The organism is Paenibacillus sp. FSL W7-1279, assembly GCF_037969845.1.
Classification (GTDB): domain Bacteria; phylum Bacillota; class Bacilli; order Paenibacillales; family Paenibacillaceae; genus Paenibacillus_AQ.
The window spans coordinates 2,087,551-2,105,717 of sequence record NZ_CP150215.1; the positions used below are offsets into that span (position 1 = coordinate 2,087,551).

An 18,167-nucleotide genomic window follows, 5' to 3' on the forward strand; every position below is an offset into this window, starting at 1 on the left:
ATGACAAAGGGATTAGAGAACATTCTGGAGGGGGGCGATAGGCTGTTTGAAGGTTTCTTCGAATGGCTCGAAGGACAATATGACGCTGCTTCCGGCGGTTTTTATTACGCCCGCAGTTCCAGGGATTCCGATGCGTTCACGCCGGACATCGAATCGACGGCACAAGCATTGGGCATTATCGAGCGCTGCGGATTTCGGCAAAGGCTGACCGATGGCATCAAGGCGGATCTTGTGCGTTTTTTCCAGTCCAAGCAAGACCCTGGGACGGGGTATTTCTATGATGCTGATCCCAAGATGAGAAAAGACGATGTGATGGTGGGCCGTGCACTTGGCTACAGCGTAGGAGCACTCCGAACGTTGGGCGCATCCCCGTTGCATCCGCTGCCGGGCAATCGGAATAGGGCTCCGGCATACTGCCGTTCTCCTAAGGCTTATGCGGAGTGGCTGCGTTCCATCAGTCTTGCGAACAGCTGGCGCGGCTGCGACCGGCTGTGTAACTCAGCCCCCTATTTATATCAGATGACGCCGGGGGATCGGGAGTCGTTCTTATCTGAAGCCCTATCTTATTTTGCAAGTATACAAGACCCCGAAACCGGGTTGTGGGGTGAAGGCACTCCTTATGTGCGAATATCGGGAACCTTCAAGCTGTTGACGTTCTATAATCGGTTTCAGGTTCCTCTGCCACGGACGCCGGAAATATACCGATCCCTGCAGCACGCTTTGCGGAGCGAGAATGCCGTTGATATGTGTTATATTCGGAACCCGATCAGCCTTCTGACCTCGATGAAGCTGCGGATTCCGGAAGAGGACGTTCTGGAGATCGCGGAAATCACCTTGCGGAACATGGCGCGGCTCAAGCGGGCGGACGGCGGCTTTTCCAGGGAAATCGATCATTCCCCGCCGGCACCGAATGTGGCTCAAGTGAAGCAAGGTGAGTATTATCCTGACATGCCGGAGGCGGTTCCACTGGGCAAGGGTGAGGTTGAAGGGGACATGAATGCGGGAACACAGGCGATTCTTATCCGCTATTCGCTGCATGAGCTCGGGGGGCTGCAGGGACGAAAGCTGGATATTGCGGATTCTGTGTTCTCATCTCTACGAGCAGGTACGGGCAGATGATCTATGAGCCAGGACCTCTAGATGTATTGGATCAGTCAGCCGGGATGACGCTCTGAATTTTTATGACTTGGATAATAGGAATACATAGCCCCTTCGGCGAAGAAGTATAAAGGTTTTTTTTATTTAATGAATCGATGAACACGTAAATTCGGTACTTGGATTAGCAGAGGAGGAGGATCATGGCGGAAATCGGCGTTTGGGAACAAGCGGAGCCCGGGGTGACAAGGAAGGTGTTTCAACCCGGAACGGGGCTGATGATGATGGAGGTGCATTTTGAAGAAGGGGCGGAAGGTGCCTGGCATAGTCATCCCCATGAGCAGATGAGCTACTGCCTGAAGGGTGCCATTGAATTTTATATCAACGGTGAGACGACCCTGGTGCGGCAGGGTGATACCATCGTCATTCCCGGCGGGGCGGAGCATGGGGTAAAAGCTCTGGAACCTTCCGCTCTTTTGGATACGTTTACACCGCTGAGACTGGATTTGCTTGGTCTCTGAGTGCCTAAAGCTAAAAGAAATGTTGAAGAAATGAATGAATAGACGACTGGATATGAAGACAGAAAGGAATGGATATGATGAATCTTTGGGAACAGAATATTCCAGGACAAGAATCGGTGGAAGAGAAGTTCACACCCTACATGACACCTTATCTATTACAAAATGAAACCCCTCACGGAGCCGTGCTTGTGCTTCCGGGGGGCGGGTACGAGCGGCGCGCGGATCATGAGGGTGATCCGATTGCCATGTGGCTGAATTCAATTGGGCTATCTGCCTTTGTCGTTCATTACCGTGTGGCCCCTTATCGCCATCCCTATCCGCTGGGCGATGCCCAGCGTGCAGTCCGGCTTGTAAGGCATCACGCCAAGGAGTGGAACATCGATCCGGATCGTATCGGAATCCTTGGGTTCTCGGCAGGCGGACATCTCGCGGCGAGCGCCAGCACTCATTTCGACGAAGGAAACCCGGAGGCCGTGGATGCTGTGGACCGGCAGAGCTCCCGCCCGAACGCTTCCATCCTGTGTTACCCGGTCATTTCTTTTAAGGATTATTACCATGAGGGCTCCATGTCCAGGCTGTTGGGAGAGAACCCGCCGGAAGAGTTGAGAAATGCGTTGTCGCTTGAGCTTGCGGTGAAACCGGAGACCCCTCCTTCCTTTCTATGGCATACCGCTGACGACGGCGCGGTTCCCGTTGAGAACAGCCTCATGTATGCCAAAGCGCTAAGCGAGCAGCGCATCCCGTTTGAGCTTCATGTTTTTCCGGAGGGCCGGCATGGTCTTGGTCTTGCGGAAGAAGATGCCAGTGTTTCGCAATGGACGGGCCTGTGCGCGGGCTGGCTGCAGAAGATCGGATTCCTGTCGCAAGCGGTCGTGCAGGGAAGGTAGGACTGAGCAGCATAACTTGAGAACTCATGCAAAAAAACAAGCTCATCTGATAAATTCAGATGAGCTTGTTCGCATAACCTAAAAATCAGGACCGGCCTCTAATCTCCTGTCGGAGGAACAGGACGTAAGAGATGGCGAAGCAGATCAGCGTGGCTGCGGTCAGTCCGGTAATTTGCGGCCAGACGAGCAGCAGGCTTTGACCAAACGGCAGCGGACTAGCAATGGCACCGTACACCTGCTCCTGCGTGAGCGGTCCGAGATTGCGGATGGACGGCATCAGCAGAGTGCTCGTTGCTTCATTAAACAGGGTATATGGCGACAGCCGGCCAAGCCAGAGCATCAGATTCTGATAGCTCACGACATCATGGGCCGTGGCTGAGGCAGAGTCCGGAGCCAATCCCCGTGCCAGCAATTGCAGGATCATATCAAAAAAGAAGCTGAAGAACAGCCAGACCGCAATGCTTGACAGGGCGGAAGTCGCCGGCTGGCGGAATCTTACGGAGAACATAATGGACAGATTCAGCCAGAAGCCAACGTAAAAAATGGTCACGACCAGAAAGCTGATGGTTCTCAAAAATTCCTCGAAGGTTGGCGGTATGCCGATAATCAGGGTGCCCAGCGCCATGGTCAGCAGCCCGAGCGTGATAAACATGATGCTGATCACGATCAGGGAAGCGGCGAACTTCGCATTGAGCAGGTCGTCGCGGTGAATCGGCTGGGCCATGATTCGGCTGAGCGTCCCTTTGTTCCGTTCACTGTTGATGGCATCAAAGCCCATGCCGATTCCGAGCAATGGACCTAAGAAACCAACAAATCCGATGAAGGTCGGAAGGGTTCCGTCCGAGAGGGTGAACAGTTTCAGGATGACAAAATCATCGACCCCGTTCTCCGAGCCGAGAGCTTCCCGGATGCTGTTCATAGCCGTATAAAGCGAAGCCACGCAGGTTAAGGCAATGATGCCCAGCAGTAATATGAAGCGCCAGCTCCGGATATGGTCCGCGATCTCTTTGCGGACCAGCACGCCGAAAGCTGAAGGCGTGGTCGATTTGACTAATTCTCCTGTCGCTGATTGACCGGGCGTGTTGGTTCGCTTGGAAAATGTTTTTTTGAAGTTTTCAGAGTAGGACTGCAGCCGGCGGCCAATGTCAGCCAGCTTATCCTGTACGCTCGGCGCTCTTCGCTCTGCCATGCTCATCACCTCCTGCAAAATAACGGTGGTAGATTTCATCCAAACCGTACTGCTGGCGGTTCAGCGAGAATAGCTGGACACCTGCATTCACAACCGCTCGGGCAATTTCAGGGCTGCAATCCTTATCGGCCCGGATCAGAACCTTAGCTGGAAGGTCTCTGATCCGGGTGTCCGCATGCTTAGCCGGATCGCTTTCGACAGCCGGAACCTCGATCAGGTGAACCCCTTCGATAGCGCTGATCTCATCACGCAATTCGGGCCGCAGCTTTTCCAGCTCCACCGTGATCATAATCGGATCATCGGCGAACAGGGTCCGGGACAGCCCCTCGACATCCCCTTCGGCGAGAAGCCGTCCCCGCACGAACAGGCCGACGCGGTCGCAAATCTGCTGAACCTGGTGCAGCTGGTGGGACGATAGCAGTACGGTAAGGCCCTGCTCACGGCTTAGCTTCCGGATCAAACGCAGCAGCTCCTCCATTCCTGTTGGATCGATGCCCAAGGTCGGTTCATCGAGGATGATAATCTCCGGGGATTTCATCAAGACGTCCGCGAGTCCGAGCCGCTGTCGCATCCCGCGGGAATAGGCTCCTGTCTTCTTATGGGCTGCTTGCGTGAGCCCGACTTGCTCCAACAGCTCCAGTGCCCTTTCCCGGGCTTGGGAATCGGGGATTCGATTCAGCCGGGCCGTTAGCATCAGGTTCTCCAATCCAGTTCGGTCCTCGTAAAAGCCGACGTCATCAGGCAGGTATCCGACCCGCCGCTTGACCGGGATCGGTTCTCTTGTCGGATTGAGGCCGAGCACGTTAATCGTTCCTGAATCCGGTTCGCTGAGTCCGAGCAGCATCAGGATCGTGGTGGACTTGCCCGCACCGTTCGGGCCGAGCAGACCGAAGATCTCGCCGCGTTTAATTTGGAGGGATAAACGGTCTACCGCCTTCGTTTCGTTGTAGCTCTTCGTCAATTCGTGAATGTCAATGACCGTATCCATCAAGGTTATCTCCTTCCGTATTTACGAATGAGAACATAGATGCCTCCCAGAATAGCAACGATGACAAGCACGCCGATCCAGCCCCACAGCATAGAGCCTTTGACGGCTACGCGGAATTGGGCGTCGGAGCTTGCTTCAGCCGCGGCAGCCTTCAGGCTGGTGACATAATCACCCGCAATGGCTTTGTCGCTTGACGTCAGTTTGGCCTCAACCGTTGTGGATTTGCCTGCGGGCAGATTTTCGATCGTTTTCGGGTTGAAGCTTACTTCCCAGTCCACCGGCGTATCGGAGCTAAGATTAATATCCGAGAGAGGTGCGGTCCCCGTATTCTTGACCAGCAGCTCAATGGTTTTACTGCCGCCCGCATTGACGTTTGTACTGAGCAATCCGCTTGGTGTTGTAAGCTCCAGCCCATAAGATCCCGTAATGACGGCTTCCAGCGCAAGCTCGGAGGATGTCGATGAATTGGAGGCGCGGATCGGAATAGAGAAGGAGCCTTCCGTCACTTCGGCAGGCGGTTTGATATCGACGGTGATAGATTGGCTTGCACCCGCTTCGATTTCGACGGAGGATACCTGCTTGCCGCCTGAGGTGAATGTAACGTTCCAACCCGCCTGGGCATCGGCCTGGAGGGCATAGTTTTGCTTATTGGCGGTTCGGTTTTGCAGATTCACCGTGTAGGTAAACGTGGAGTCGGCATGCCCCTCCAGATTGGCTTGATCGGTTGTGAGCTCGGTTTGATAGGTTCCTTTTTCCGTGATATCCACGGTTAATGGCAGACTGGCCATGGAACCCGCCGTTACTTGAAACCGGTAGGAGCCTTTATCTACTTTGAGCGGCACGGTAACCTCCAAGGACACCGATTCCGTTTCGCCCGGCTTCACGGACACTTCTTTCAGCTGCCAGCCTCCGCCGTTAAGCTTGGTGCTCCAGCCGCTCGGCAGGCTGTTGATTTGGAGCGGGACCGTAATGACGCCGCTCGTATTGTTTTTGACTTCAAGGGGATAATTGATGACTTCCCCCGGTGGAACGGAAATCGAGGTGTAAGGTGTGTACAAGGTGATTTCCCCGGCGGCGAACGCGGTATTTCCTCCACTAAACAAGTAAGTACCCAGGATGAACAAGAGCAGCAGGTTCAGTTGCTTGGCTCTCTTTCTAAGCAATTTCATGACACTACCCCTCCTAATTTATTGATTCATAATGAGTACGTTGGAAGCACCGGGTTTGGATTTATCGGAAAGATTAAAATTACCTAAAAAATTCATTAAAGGAAGCTGAAAAGTGACCCGATTTATTCAAAACACAAGGAGCGTTTGCTAAAATATTGATCGAAAATGGCCGTGCGCAGGCAGGCCATCATGATGTGTGAGAGGAGAACAGGTTAGGGGGAGTTCGGGGATGAACGATCATTCTGCGATGTGGCTGGAGGAGATTGCAGAAGGTTCGGCCACAGCGTTCCGGCGCTTCTATGATACCCATGCCCGCCTGGTTTACCGGCTGGCTTTGCAGATGACCAAGGATCCGGCCGAGGCGGAGGAACTATGCCAGGATATCTTCATGGAAGTGCTGCATAAGGCGGATCAGTATGATCCCGCACGTGGCAGCGTTGAGGCTTGGCTGGCCGTGAGAACACGGTGCAGGGCGATGGATCGGCTGCGCAAACGGCAGCGTATGGCTGAAGCCGAATGGATGGAAGAGGCTCTGCCGGAAACGGTATGGAGCGAAGGTCAGGAATCGGTAGAGCTGGCCGCCTTGCGCCGGGTGGAGCTGGAGCAGGTAAAGGAGGCGCTTCAGGGGATTCCGCCCCTTCAGAGGATGGCGGTTTACGGGAGTTATGTCGAGCAGCGCTCCCACCGGGAAATGGCGGAATTGTTAAACCGGCCTGTCGGAACCGTCAAATCTTTAATCCGGTACGGCATTTACAATGTCAGGCGGCGGCTGGATGCGATGAGCGGGAAGGAAGGGGGGGGCTCGCAGCATGAAACATTCAAAGCAAGACCATGAGTTTCTCGCTCAAGACAACGTTGACTGCTCGTTATACCCCGAAGAAAAGCTTGTTGATTACGTTATGAAGCGATTGCCGTACGCGGAGGGTATGAATATCGAGCGACATCTTAAAGAATGTGAGATATGTTCCGGCACAGCGGCAGAATGGGCGAAGCTAATGGGGGCTGTAGATCTCGTCATGCCTTCTTATCCTGTCGATGATGAGTCACAGCTGGATCGAGGCTGTGATCATGGAGAACCGCTCGTCAGATCGACACAGCCGGCAGGCGCGGGAATGGCCATGGGTGAGTCAACGAATAAGAATAAATTCTCTGATGATCCTATGCCTCAAAGCCGGGTGCGCAGCAGGCTCATGTGTGCGGCTTATATACGGTCAATCCAAGGCCGGCTCCGAATCAAAAAGCACGTTGTCCTGCAGGCGTTGTCGGGAGCGCTGCTCATTCTGTTGATTGCGGGTTTATTCGTCATGAAGGGAAACGAGGGGCAGACTCATGCGGCCTTCGAACATGCGGTGAGCCAGCGCATTGCCGATATGCAAAGCGAGGATACCGAGCGGTATGTCATACAGCCGATTGAACCTTTCTACGGCAGCGGCTCAGTATGGTTGAAACGCGGCTCGGGAGAAATGCTGATCGTTGTCAATGGCCTGCATTCCTTGGAGGAGAAAGACTATCAGGTGTGGCTTCAGGATGAGGATCGGCTGTCGAGCGCGGGTTTTATGCTAGTACAGGGCCCGCAGGGAAAGAGCTATTATTACGGTTACGGAGCAGAGAAAGCGAAGCGGATTGTCGTCAGCATGGAGCCCAAAGGGGGAAGCCGGAGACCGACAGGGCCCGAAGCCGTCCTGGTGAATATGGGGCCTTGATGCCCAGATATACAGGTGAAATGCGTGATCTGATCCAGGGGAACACCTTGTCTAAAAACAGGGAGTAAATGGAAGGCGGTGAATACGGGATGTGGCGCGCGGATGCTTTGCTGGAATCCATGTATAACGAAGCAATGGGACGAACGAAAGACAGGCAGGTTTCCATGAGTGCTGAAGAGCGCAAGGGGCATTTGAAGCAGACGCTTCGGCAATTGATCGGCGAATTCGAAGCCAATGAAGGGCACAAACCTGTACTGCTTGAGCAGGAGCGGTGTGACGGATATATTCGGGAGAGGGTAGAGTTATCCGCCATACCGGGCGTGTCCTTTGCGGCATATGTATTAATTCCGGAAGGGGATCAGATGAAGCCGATGCCGGCAGCCGTCGCCGTTCATGGTCATGGCTATGGAAGCAGGGAAATTGTCGGGCTGAGGCAGGACGGATCAAGCGATCCCGATACATCTGGTATACATCGGCATTTTGCTGTCCAGTTGGTACGACGAGGCATGGTGGTGATCGCTCCGGATGTTGCCGGTTTCGGTGAGCGGCGCCTTGATGCGGATCTCGCGCGGAATCCGGATGCCCCGAACTCCTGCCACCGGCTGTCCACCGGGCTCATGATGCATGGCAAGACACTCGCCGGTCTCCGCGTAGCCGAGACGCTAAAGGCATTGGAGTATGTGGCCGAGCGTCCTGAGGTTCAGGCTGACCAAATTGGCATCATGGGTTTTTCGGGAGGCGGGCTAATCTCGTTTTTGAGCGCGGCGCTGGATGAACGAATACGGGCTGCCGTGCTTGCCGGGTACCCTAATACTTTTAAGGACAGCATTATGGCGATGCAGCACTGTGTATGCAATTACATCCCCGGCATCCTGAACCACGCCGAGCTGCCGGAATGGTTGGGACTGATCTGTCCCAGGCCCTTGTTTCTGGAGTCTGGAACCCATGATCGGATATTTCCTGCTGCTGGCTTTGAAGCAGCAGCTCATGAGCTCAGGGAAATATATCGGCGCACCGGTGCGGAGGAGAGGCTGCGAACCGATCTGTTCCCCGGAGCACACGAAATTAGCGGCCGGTATTCGTACGACTGGTTGTTTGAACGGCTAAGCAGCCCGGACTTGTGAAGGCTATCTAGTTTACCTAGCCCCTGCTTATCAGTACTACGTGTGACAGGCCTCGCGAGTATGGAACCGCAAGATATTATGGGTGCAGCTAACATATAAAAAAAGTGACTCCCAAATCATCAGGAGTCACTTTTTTTATATGTTAGCATGGTTGCGGCTTTAGCGTATTTTGTTTACTTCAAGCCAGCCTGCCAATCTTGGAGCAGGAACTCAGCATCGGTATTCAATGCTGTTTTGGCTTGATCACTGACGTTACGCCCCATCGCCTCCTTGTTCAGGTGCTTGGTGAAATTCAGCATATGCTTGACGGCCTGATCCCGTCTTCCCTTATCCAGATGATGCTGTACCTGGTTAAGTGCGTTGGTCAGCTGAGGAATGATCGCTCCGCGTACATCTCCTGAATCCACGAATCGGGCGATTAATTGCTTCATGGAATGCACGCTCGTGATGACTTGGAACTGGATTGTTTTCTGAAGCTTGTTACCGGACCGATCTTCAGTCGTAACGGTTGCTGTTATGTCGCCCAAATTCCCTGCCAGATCGATGTCGATGGCATCCTTGGTCAATGGATCCAGCGTATAGGCTTTGCCGTTGATGGTTATTTCGGCAAATCGAATGGCGGAAGTGTCCATGATTTTGAAGCTGAGGACCATGTAATCCTCCAAAGCATCGCCATCTTCCAAGCTCTTTCCATTGGCGGTCAGAGAGAAGGAAGGAGAATCGGTAACCTCGATGGTGACTCCCTGCGAAACATTCCCGGACCGATCAACGGACCGGATGAAGAGCGAGTAATCCTTGCCCGCCTCGATTCCCTGTATCACCGCTGTTTGAATTCCCCGATTCACCTCGATGACGTCGCCGACCTGCTGTCCATCGCTCCGCAGCGTAATTTGCACTTTTTGAGCATCGATATCATAGGGACCATCCCAAGACAGCGTGATGCTGCCCTCGCCGCGCTTCGCCTGAACATTCTCTACCTCCCCGGGAGCAATATGGTCCTCTTCTGGTATAGGAGGAGGTGGAGTCTCTGTAAATACGGCCGGATCGCCAAATGTGAATTTATCAAAATTATATAACCAGTCTCCGCCTTTAAAAGACAGGAATACAATATGTTTTCCCGTTACAGGGGCAGTAACATCCGTCGAGAAAACTTTGAAATTCTGCCAACCTCCGGTCCCTGAGACGGTGGCTGTTGCAATGACCGGACCGCCCAGACTGTCCAGTCTGACCTCGACCGTCCCGCCAGCCGTGGCGCTGGCTGCGTTGACATGGAATTGCGTAGGGCTTTCGCTGCCAAAATCGATATAGTTGTACATGGCATAAGGGTTATTCGGACCAAACATCCCCGCCAGGTAAGTTTCCCCGCCGCCGGTTTCTCTGCCGAAGCCTACCCCGTTCGTATAGTTTTCAGCTTCCAGCTTGCCGGAAGCATCCCTTGCTTTTCCTTTCATGGTGGTAAAGGTGAACCACTCCAGATTGAGAGGATAGTCGCTGCCGTTTGTTCCCTTGAAAACCAGGTATACGTCATGAACGCCTACAGCCAAGCTGTCATCGATATTCGCCATGATATCGACCCAGTTATCCCAGCTTCCCAGCGCTGGAATCTGAACGACACCTGCGGTAGGTCCATCCAGACTGTCCAATTTAACCTCGATCGTTCCGCCTTGATTGCCGCTCGCCACATGAACAGTGATACCAGCCGCGCCGGATCCAAAATCAATTCCTTCATAAGAGGCATAGGCATTGTGATGGATTCCGTCCAAATACCCGAATTCGGCATGCTTGCTAAGTCCTTCGCTGCTGTCATAATTTCCGGCCTTCAGTTTGGCATAGGCGTCAGTTTCCGTCGGATCCGTGGTCGTAAATTGAATCCAGTTTAAATTGAATAGATAATCGTCATTCGTCTTGGTGAAGACAAGATACAGATCATGGACGCCAGTAATGGTGCTTGGCGCTCCTTGGTCATCCTTAAGGAGGGTGACGGCATCGATATAACGATTCCAGTCGCCCGTTCCCTCTACGTTCAACGTCCCGACTTTGGGGCCGTCCTTGGAATCAAGCCGGATCTCGATGTTACCTCCGCCCGTTCCGCTGGACGCTCTGGCAATGAAGCCGATCGCGCCTTCTGATCCGAAATCCACATTTTTGTAAGCGGCATATGAGCCATGCTGGATTCCGCCTAATTGCAGCGAGCCTTCGAACGCACCTTCCAGAACGAATCCGGTCCCGATATTGTAGCGTTCCGCTTCGATTTTCTCGAAGGGGTTTTTAACGGCGTAACGAAGCTCCGCTTCCATTGGCTTGATCACGTTTAAAGCTTGAACGGCAGCGGCTGAGGACCAGGATTCATAGGTTCCGGATAGCAGTTGTCCCGCCCAGTTCCCATCCACGATATGATCCGAATTGCGGTGGCTCCAGGCCATCTCGACATTGAATGCAAGCCATTCGTCGAATTCAGCGCTGAATTCCGGGTATTGGCCGGTTTCATCCAGCGTCTTTTGCAGATGGGCCAGATTTCGCATCAGGATCGTTTTGCCGCCTTTCAGATCTCCGTTAGGTCCTTCGTAATTCAGCACCCCGTTTGAATCCACCAGATGGTTTTTGGTGAATTTAGCAGCCTTGACCGCGTCATCGAGGTAAACGGCATTTCCGGTCGCTTTATACAATCCGACGGCCGACCCGATGTATGTACCCTGATTGTAGTGGGTAGCATCCGGAACCGCGCCATGCTCAATTTCGATCCGGTCGAACACTTTTCCGTTTCCGTCCGTCAGCATCGTTTTGCCCCATCTGAATATTTTGGTTGCCGCGTTCAGATAATGTTCATCTTCCGTAATATCATAAAGATAAAGTGCAGCTTGCGCCGCCGGGAAATTAATGCATGCATTTTTGGTATTATGCTCGCTGTTCAGCCACCAAATGCCGCCGCTTGCGAACTCTTCATCCCACTGCGTATCGTACACAAAATCAAAATGATCTCTCGCGGCCTCCAAATATCTTGGATTCCCGGTGATTTGATAGGCTCTGGCGCTTCCCATCGCCCACCACATAATATCGTCATTGAACGGATTATTCGTCCAATCTTGTCCGTACTTCGCAACGGTGCCGTCATAAACATCGTCGATCTGCGTTTTAAGCTCGGCTTTCAAGGCGGGATCGGATGTATGCTGATACGCATCCATGACCAATTCCCACAGCTCTGCTTCCACCCAGAAGTCCTGATGCTTTTCGCGTTTGGAGTCCTTCCAGAACATCTTGGCGTTCGGATCCCAGAATGTATCGTTAAATGCTCTCATCGCTGTATCCCCATCCGATGCGGTATAGGCGTAGGCCTTGGACGATCCGATGCCGGGCATGGAGCCGAGCATGAGCGCGATAGCCAGAGGCACCGCCAGAAATTTGAATAGTTGACCTGATCTGAGTGACATGAATGTTCCTCCTTTATTTTCAAATCGAAGCCGATCCGTTCCATTCATGATCGGCTTCATGAGTTTAGCGATACCCGGTTACTACCTACTTGCCGGTCGTAATCACTTTATTGATTTTTTCGGCCATCACATCCAGTTCGGTGATCGGGGCTTTGCCCATCAGAATGTTTTTCCATGATGCTTCGATGAACGGGTACGCTTTGCCTGCCCATGTCGACAGGAAGCGAACCGGCTGCGTATTCTGGGATTTCAGGATATGATCAAGGCCTTCGCCCACTTCAGGATGTCCGGCCGTTTTCAGCGCTTCGTAATAAGCAGCGGAAGAGGCTTGATAGGCTGCAGGAGCCACCGGAGTTGAAGGGAGGACTTCCTCGTACATTTTGGAATCCAGGTACTTGAGCACTTTCCAGACCGCTTCCGGATTTTTGAGCGTTGCCGGACTGGACCAGCCTACGGCGTCATAAATCTCGGTCTGGCTGTTTACGACCGGCATCGGGACGTAGCCCCATTCCAATTCTTTCGGAGCCGTACGGATCAAGTCATCGGCTACCCACTGCCCCTGGAGGGTCATCGGGACTTTACCTTGTTTGAATGAACTCATGGCATTGGTTAAATCAAAGGTAGGGGGATTCATATAGCCATTTGCAATGGCTGACTTATATTTCTCGACGCCTTCCCTGAACGGGTCGCTGATCTCCACCTTCGTTGGATTAATGATGGCATCAGCGAAGGGAGCGCCGCCGGCGGAAACCGAATAGAGAGAGACGTGGAAAGGGTCAAGGGGGGCGTAATAACCGAATTGCTGCACACCGCCCTGATTGCTCGAAAGTTTCTCCATCGCCGTGAAGAATTCATCGTAGGTCCAGCCGATTTTCGGTTCCGGAAGGCCTGCATCCTGGAATGATTTTTTATTGTAAAAAATGCCGTAGGTGTTCAAGAGGCCTGGCAATCCGACCAGTTTGCCTTCATAGTACCAGCTGTCTACCACGCCGTCGTAAAAGCCCTCCATGAACGCTTTGTCCTGTGCTGCAAGCTCCGTCCAGTCATAGAGAAGTCCTTTGCCGGCATTATCGAGCAGCATGTCGTTACCGGTCATGAAGATGTCAGGCGCTTTCTTCGCCGTAATCATTCCGTTAATCTTGACACCGTAATTGTCCAATGGAGTAGGGATGAGTTTCACTTTGATGTCGGGGTTTTCCTCTTCGAATTTTTTCATGGATGCCATGATTTTTTCGTTCATGGCCGCCGACTCCCAGGTAATCATCGTGACTTCGACGGGTTTCTTGGACCCGGTGTTATCTTCCCCGGATGGCGTGTTTCCGGGGCTCGCCGGACTTGAGCTTCCGCCGCTGTTGCCGCCGCAAGCGGCTAGCAGACTTGAAAATAGCAGTAAAGCGATGATTCCACTGGCCCACCTTCTAACACCCTGTCTCATTGAAAGACCTCCCCAATGGTAATTTAATGAACTGAACATCCCATGTTTTTTACTTCAGTCAATCCCGGTCGGCATCACCTCCCAAATGGTCGGAAGCTTTACTTTAAACCCGCGGAATTCATGGAGCCGAGCCCCTGCATAAAAAACTTCTGGCCAAAGAAGAAGAGCAGCAGCATCGGCAGGATATAAATTAAATCCGCGGCCATGAACAGATTCCAGGCTGTCGCATAGGTGCCCGTATAGGTGGCCATCGCCAGCGACAACGTCCACTTGCTTGGATCGATAATATAGAGCAGAGGTTCCAAATATTGATTCCATGCCCCTTGGAATGCAAAGATCACCATGGTCATGATGACCGGCATGGACATCGGCACCAATACCTTGAGCAGCACATAAAGGTCCGATGCTCCGTCGATTTTGGCAGCCTCGTCAAATGAAACGGAGATCGTTTTGATATACTGGACAAACAGGAACGAGAACGTGGCGTTTCCAAAAAAGGCGGGCACGATAATCGGCAGCCAGGAATCGTACCATCCAATGCTGGTGTACAGGTTAAACATAGGGATCATGCCTACAAATCCGGGAAGCATAAGGCTCCCTACAAATAGCGAGAACCACAGTTTACGTCCTGGGAACTTGAGCCGTGCGAGCCCGTAGCCCACCAGTACCGAGCTTATAATCTGTCCGATTGTGCAGGTAATCGCGATAAACAGGGAGTTGCCAAACGTTTGCCAAAAGTTGATTTCTTTTGTTCCGGTTACAAAATTGGACCAATGAAATTCCCGCGGAAACCATTCGGGCGGAATTTTGAACACGTCATTGTTACTCTTCAGCGCAATGGTAACCATCCAGAAGAGGGGGAACAGCATCGCAATGGCGCCGATCGCCAATAAGATAAAACGAATGGCGTCTATCCAGTTCAACCGTACTCTTCGCTTTACGCGTATGTCCGCTGTATTCAAATTTCCTCGTTGTTTGGGCCGTACTTCCGCTTGCATCATTTCTTACCCCCTTATTTATCGCTTTCGTAATAAACGAACCGGTTGGAGTACCGATAAGAAATCACGGTAAAAATCATGATGATGACAAACAGTACCCACACCTCCGCGATGGCATAACCAAACATTCTACCATTGAAGGCGTCGGTATAGATTTTGTAATTCAGCAGGGAGGTGGAAAAGTTCGGGCCGCCTCCGGTCAGCACCTGAACCTGGTTAAACGCCTGGAATGCGCCGATGATGCCGAGTATAAGCTGCAGGAACAGGATCGGGGTGATCATGGGCAGCGTAATGTTTAGCGACATCCGCCACCTGGAGGCGCCGTCGACTTCCGCCGCTTCATACATTTCCTGGGGAACCGACTGCAGACCGCTCAGAAAAATGATGACACTGGATCCGACCTGCCATAAACCGATTAACACGATGGATGGAAGCGCTGTCGTTTCGCTGGTCAACCAAGTGCCCGGCGGCAGTCCGAACTCTCTTAGCAGCGAATTCGCCAGACCGTATTGCGGCTCATAAATAAATTGCCACAACGTGAGCGTGGCGATGGAGGGAACGACAACGGGAAGATAAAAGATCGTGCGGAACCATTTGATGCCGGTCAAGTTTTTGTTCAGCATCATGGCCAATAACAAACCTAGGATTAGCGATAAAGGAACACTTAGGATCACGAAGTAAAACGTTGCCCGGATCGAAGGCCAAAAAGCAGGATCCTCGGTGAAGAGGTATCTAAAGTTCTCAAAGCCGACAAAACGTGGGGAATCGTACCCGCTCCATTCTGTCAAAGCGTAATACATGGACGACAACAGGGGATAGGCGACAAAAACGCTGAAGCCGATAATGGACGGTAAAATGAACAGATATCCGATGACCCAGCCGCGAAGCTTCCTATTGGTTCCCATGGTGATCTCGATGACCTCCTCCAATATCATTCGCTTTGACTCGAATGCCGCAGTAATCCATGATCAGCTCGCAAAACATCATGTTAGCCCAGGAAAACCATGGGCGGGTATAACGTGCAGGGTCGTCGACCAGAAATCCTTCATGCATCATGCCGGTGCCTGCATCGGTATCCGCCATCAGCCGAATCAGCCGAAATTTCTCTTCCCGATCGGTAGTCGTCAAGCCTTGAATCGCCAGCGCAATCGGCCAGATATAACGATCAGGCGTATGGGGGCTTCCAACGCCCGCAGCGGCAGTGCCCTGATAATAGTACGGATTGGCGCGGCTCAGCACGAACCTGCGGGTATTTTGATAGACCGGGTCATCAGCGCTTGTATAGCCCAAATACGGAATGGACAAAAGGCTGGGAACGTTGGCATCATCCATCAGCAGATGGTTTCCCATCCCGTCCGTTTCATAGGCATAAATTTTTCCATATTCGGGGTGATCAACCACGCCGTATGACGCAATGCCATGACGGATCTCATCGGCTAGTTTCTCCGCCTCCGCTTCCAATTCGGAATCGCGCAGGACTTCACGGCAAATCTCCGCCAGATAACCAAGCACAACGACGGCGAACATATTGGACGGTATGAGGTATCCGTAGGCGCAGGCGTCGTCGCTTGGGCGGAATCCGGACCAGGTCATTCCCGTGTAAGCCACCTCAGCCCCTTTTCCGCCGCGAGGCAGCGTGTCGCTTGGAGGACAATCGAAGCGTTCGAAGTAATACGGCGATTTCGATTCATGATGCTGCTCGGTTCGCCAGATGTCCAGAATGACCCTGGCGGCTGCATGGAACGTTTGATCCAGATGCGAGGTCCTGCCGGTTTCTTTCCATAACAGGTAAGCAAGCTGGAGGGGATAGCATAACGAATCGATCTCATATTTGCGCTCCCATAGCCATGGATTCATGGCGGTGCGGTCGTGCTGGTGGCCTTGACCGGAAGGCGAATCATTGAATGCATTGGCGTATGGATCAAGCAGGATGAATTCTGTTTGCCTGCGTACAAGCCCCTCGATCAAATCGGCCAGCTTCTCGTCTTGGCCCGCCGGAACGAGGAAGGGGCGGATTTGCGCAGCCGAATCCCTTAGCCACATGGCCGGAATATCGCCGGTAATGACAAAGGTGGTACCATCGGGCTGTCGTTGAATGGTTGAACTTAGGGTATTGTCCAGCATGTTTCTAAACATATGTCCGAGCTTCGGATAAGCTGAGGTACCTTCGATGATCGTGCGGTTCAAATCATGTAATACAGAAAAATAGTCCAACGTATACATGGTAAGCTCTGCTCCCTTCCATTCTTCAGGGTTGTTAATCATTTTGTAGGTCGTTATATAAAACGCTTACATTCAATATAATTACATACCAATTTAATGTCAATATATTATTTTAATTAAAATTATGGCTGTTATATTATATGGATGCAATGAATATCTTGTCGGTCATGCTGCCGGTTCTTAATTGTATATTTGCCAAAAGTCAACTTCCCTCATTTTGATGTAGACATGCTGGATATTGAATGATTGATTTGAGAAAAAAGCATGAATTTATATTAGAAACATCCCGTGGCGGAAAAAGCAATTCATGGGGCGTTATGGCCTGATTCATAACATGATATATTAGTATGTATTGAAGGGGGTGACTCTTTGTCGCTGTTGTTCGCTGCTTGGTTGAGGAAACGGCAAACGTTTTTGCGAATCACTTTCCCGCGTACAGGCACTTCTGGGCCGTTGCCTACATACAATGAGAAGACCGAGAGACCGAGCGCGATAAGGGCCGGTTGCATTGTAACTTCGCAGGAGGTGTCCCAAAGTGCCTGGATTGTTTACCGCAATTGCTTTGTTCATAAAAGAGTTGACCCTGCTCGTTTCGTACGTGAAAAACAACGCGTTTCCCCAGCCTCTGACCGAGGAAGAGGAAGCTAAACATCTGCAGCAAATGGCCGAAGGCGATCCTCAGTCGCGGAATAAACTGATTGAGCATAATCTTCGGCTGGTCGCACACATCGTCAAAAAGTTTGATAACACCGGCGAGGATTTGGAAGATTTGATTTCCATCGGGACGATAGGACTCATCAAGGCGATTGAAAGCTTCAGGCCGAATAAAGGCACGAAGCTGGCGACATTTGCTGCCCGTTGCATAGAAAATGAAATACTGATGCATTTGCGTTCACTCAAGAAAACCCGCAAGGACGTATCCCTCCATGATCCGATCGGAACGGACAAAGAGGGGAACGAGATTACACTGATCGATATCCTCGGGACAGAAGCGGATGATATCGTGGACGCCGTGCAGTTAAAGATTGAGAAGAGTAAGATCTATCGGAACCTCGATATATTGGACGACCGGGAGAAGGAAGTCGTTATTGGTCGTTTTGGGCTGGAAGCGGGTGGAGAAGAACGGACGCAGCGGGAGATCGCCAAGGAACTCGGCATATCGCGCAGCTATGTGTCACGGATTGAGAAGCGGGCTTTGATGAAGCTGTATCATGAGTTTTACAAGCAGAAGCGGTAGGAAGAAGCGGCGTGTTGAAATACTTTCAAGAACGGTTAAGCCATGATGGCTCGTTGCATCTATCTAAAGCTTGGCTCTTCACGAGTTGTGCAGAGGATAGGTGCATTTTGTTGAGGCGTTATGGACAAGCGGTTTTCTTCCGCGGTGAGCATCATTTCAAACCTGCCCCA

General features: G+C 52.1%; 15 protein-coding genes. 7 read left to right on the forward strand and 8 right to left on the reverse strand.

From position 1 onward, the window contains the following. The 3 genes from MKY82_RS09020 to MKY82_RS09030 all read left to right on the forward strand — a co-directional run bounded on the left by MKY82_RS09020 (position 1) and on the right by MKY82_RS09030 (position 2,503). On the forward strand, positions 1-1,119 hold the full coding sequence (locus tag MKY82_RS09020) for a hypothetical protein (RefSeq protein WP_339295970.1): 1,119 nt from the start codon (positions 1-3) through the stop codon (positions 1,117-1,119). Between the two features lie 179 nt (positions 1,120-1,298). After that, complete coding sequence (locus MKY82_RS09025) at positions 1,299-1,616, forward strand: cupin domain-containing protein (RefSeq protein ID WP_194541578.1); 318 nt, start codon at positions 1,299-1,301, stop codon at positions 1,614-1,616. A gap of 77 nt (positions 1,617-1,693) precedes the next feature. Next, complete coding sequence (locus MKY82_RS09030) at positions 1,694-2,503, forward strand: alpha/beta hydrolase (protein WP_194545097.1); 810 nt, start codon at positions 1,694-1,696, stop codon at positions 2,501-2,503. 85 nt (positions 2,504-2,588) lie between these two features. On the opposite strand, the gene MKY82_RS09035 is transcribed toward MKY82_RS09030, so the two are convergent. From MKY82_RS09035 to MKY82_RS09045, 3 genes are read right to left on the reverse strand one after another with little or no spacing between them, the layout of a single operon-like run. Then, positions 2,589-3,692 carry an ABC transporter permease subunit gene (locus MKY82_RS09035; RefSeq protein ID WP_339295971.1) on the reverse strand — a complete coding sequence of 368 codons (1,104 nt, stop codon included), beginning with the start codon at positions 3,690-3,692 and terminating at the stop codon, positions 2,589-2,591. Further along, the gene (locus tag MKY82_RS09040; RefSeq protein WP_339295972.1) at positions 3,658-4,680 is read right to left on the reverse strand and encodes an ABC transporter ATP-binding protein; all 1,023 of its coding nucleotides are present in this window, start codon (positions 4,678-4,680) and stop codon (positions 3,658-3,660) included. Before MKY82_RS09040 ends, MKY82_RS09035 begins: the two co-directional genes overlap by 35 nt. Before the next feature lie 5 nt (positions 4,681-4,685). Beyond that, the gene (locus MKY82_RS09045; RefSeq protein ID WP_339295973.1) at positions 4,686-5,849 is read right to left on the reverse strand and encodes an NEW3 domain-containing protein; all 1,164 of its coding nucleotides are present in this window, start codon (positions 5,847-5,849) and stop codon (positions 4,686-4,688) included. A 229-nt stretch (positions 5,850-6,078) separates the two neighbouring features. Between MKY82_RS09045 and MKY82_RS09050 the strand changes: the two genes are divergently transcribed. The 3 genes from MKY82_RS09050 to MKY82_RS09060 all read left to right on the forward strand — a co-directional run bounded on the left by MKY82_RS09050 (position 6,079) and on the right by MKY82_RS09060 (position 8,676). Further along, entirely contained in the window at positions 6,079-6,684 is a 606-nt protein-coding gene (locus MKY82_RS09050; RefSeq protein ID WP_339295974.1) for a sigma-70 family RNA polymerase sigma factor, read from the forward strand. Further along, positions 6,659-7,552 (forward strand): anti-sigma factor, encoded by an 894-nt coding sequence (locus MKY82_RS09055; protein WP_339295975.1) that lies wholly within the window; start codon positions 6,659-6,661, stop codon positions 7,550-7,552. The genes MKY82_RS09050 and MKY82_RS09055 overlap by 26 nt, the downstream gene beginning before the upstream one ends. An 89-nt stretch (positions 7,553-7,641) precedes the next feature. Then, complete coding sequence (locus tag MKY82_RS09060) at positions 7,642-8,676, forward strand: alpha/beta hydrolase family protein (RefSeq protein WP_194545099.1); 1,035 nt, start codon at positions 7,642-7,644, stop codon at positions 8,674-8,676. Positions 8,677-8,849: 173 nt separating this feature from the next. On the opposite strand, the gene MKY82_RS09065 is transcribed toward MKY82_RS09060, so the two are convergent. The 5 genes from MKY82_RS09065 to MKY82_RS09085 form a co-directional block, all read right to left on the reverse strand. Then, complete coding sequence (locus MKY82_RS09065) at positions 8,850-12,104, reverse strand: carbohydrate-binding protein (protein WP_339295976.1); 3,255 nt, start codon at positions 12,102-12,104, stop codon at positions 8,850-8,852. Positions 12,105-12,189: 85 nt separating this feature from the next. Then, on the reverse strand, positions 12,190-13,539 hold the full coding sequence (locus MKY82_RS09070; RefSeq protein ID WP_339295977.1) for a sugar ABC transporter substrate-binding protein: 1,350 nt from the start codon (positions 13,537-13,539) through the stop codon (positions 12,190-12,192). Positions 13,540-13,637: 98 nt separating this feature from the next. Then, positions 13,638-14,540, reverse strand: coding sequence for a carbohydrate ABC transporter permease (locus MKY82_RS09075; RefSeq protein WP_233354795.1), 903 nt, complete (start codon positions 14,538-14,540; stop codon positions 13,638-13,640). 11 nt (positions 14,541-14,551) lie between these two features. Continuing rightward, positions 14,552-15,442 carry a sugar ABC transporter permease gene (locus MKY82_RS09080; protein ID WP_071222856.1) on the reverse strand — a complete coding sequence of 297 codons (891 nt, stop codon included), beginning with the start codon at positions 15,440-15,442 and terminating at the stop codon, positions 14,552-14,554. Continuing rightward, positions 15,429-16,760: a glycoside hydrolase family 125 protein gene (locus MKY82_RS09085; RefSeq protein WP_339295978.1), complete on the reverse strand. Its 1,332-nt coding sequence runs from the start codon at positions 16,758-16,760 to the stop codon at positions 15,429-15,431. Before MKY82_RS09085 ends, MKY82_RS09080 begins: the two co-directional genes overlap by 14 nt. A gap of 535 nt (positions 16,761-17,295) precedes the next feature. Between MKY82_RS09085 and sigK the strand changes: the two genes are divergently transcribed. Next, positions 17,296-17,997 (forward strand): RNA polymerase sporulation sigma factor SigK, encoded by a 702-nt coding sequence (gene sigK / locus MKY82_RS09090; RefSeq protein ID WP_339295979.1) that lies wholly within the window; start codon positions 17,296-17,298, stop codon positions 17,995-17,997. Positions 17,998-18,167: the final 170 nt, after the last annotated feature.

What these genes read in the sequence shown, in the direction of transcription:
- MKY82_RS09020 (WP_339295970.1), top strand. Translation starts at nt 1, where the DNA reads ATGACAAAGGGATTAGAGAACATTCTGGAGGGGGGCGATAGGCTGTTT.
- MKY82_RS09025 (WP_194541578.1), top strand. Translation starts at nt 1,299, where the DNA reads ATGGCGGAAATCGGCGTTTGGGAACAAGCGGAGCCCGGGGTGACAAGG.
- MKY82_RS09030 (WP_194545097.1), top strand. Translation starts at nt 1,694, where the DNA reads ATGAATCTTTGGGAACAGAATATTCCAGGACAAGAATCGGTGGAAGAG.
- MKY82_RS09035 (WP_339295971.1), bottom strand. Translation starts at nt 3,692, where the DNA reads ATGGCAGAGCGAAGAGCGCCGAGCGTACAGGATAAGCTGGCTGACATT.
- MKY82_RS09040 (WP_339295972.1), bottom strand. Translation starts at nt 4,680, where the DNA reads ATGGATACGGTCATTGACATTCACGAATTGACGAAGAGCTACAACGAA.
- MKY82_RS09045 (WP_339295973.1), bottom strand. Translation starts at nt 5,849, where the DNA reads ATGAAATTGCTTAGAAAGAGAGCCAAGCAACTGAACCTGCTGCTCTTG.
- MKY82_RS09050 (WP_339295974.1), top strand. Translation starts at nt 6,079, where the DNA reads ATGAACGATCATTCTGCGATGTGGCTGGAGGAGATTGCAGAAGGTTCG.
- MKY82_RS09055 (WP_339295975.1), top strand. Translation starts at nt 6,659, where the DNA reads ATGAAACATTCAAAGCAAGACCATGAGTTTCTCGCTCAAGACAACGTT.
- MKY82_RS09060 (WP_194545099.1), top strand. Translation starts at nt 7,642, where the DNA reads ATGTGGCGCGCGGATGCTTTGCTGGAATCCATGTATAACGAAGCAATG.
- MKY82_RS09065 (WP_339295976.1), bottom strand. Translation starts at nt 12,104, where the DNA reads ATGTCACTCAGATCAGGTCAACTATTCAAATTTCTGGCGGTGCCTCTG.
- MKY82_RS09070 (WP_339295977.1), bottom strand. Translation starts at nt 13,539, where the DNA reads ATGAGACAGGGTGTTAGAAGGTGGGCCAGTGGAATCATCGCTTTACTG.
- MKY82_RS09075 (WP_233354795.1), bottom strand. Translation starts at nt 14,540, where the DNA reads ATGATGCAAGCGGAAGTACGGCCCAAACAACGAGGAAATTTGAATACA.
- MKY82_RS09080 (WP_071222856.1), bottom strand. Translation starts at nt 15,442, where the DNA reads ATGGGAACCAATAGGAAGCTTCGCGGCTGGGTCATCGGATATCTGTTC.
- MKY82_RS09085 (WP_339295978.1), bottom strand. Translation starts at nt 16,760, where the DNA reads ATGTATACGTTGGACTATTTTTCTGTATTACATGATTTGAACCGCACG.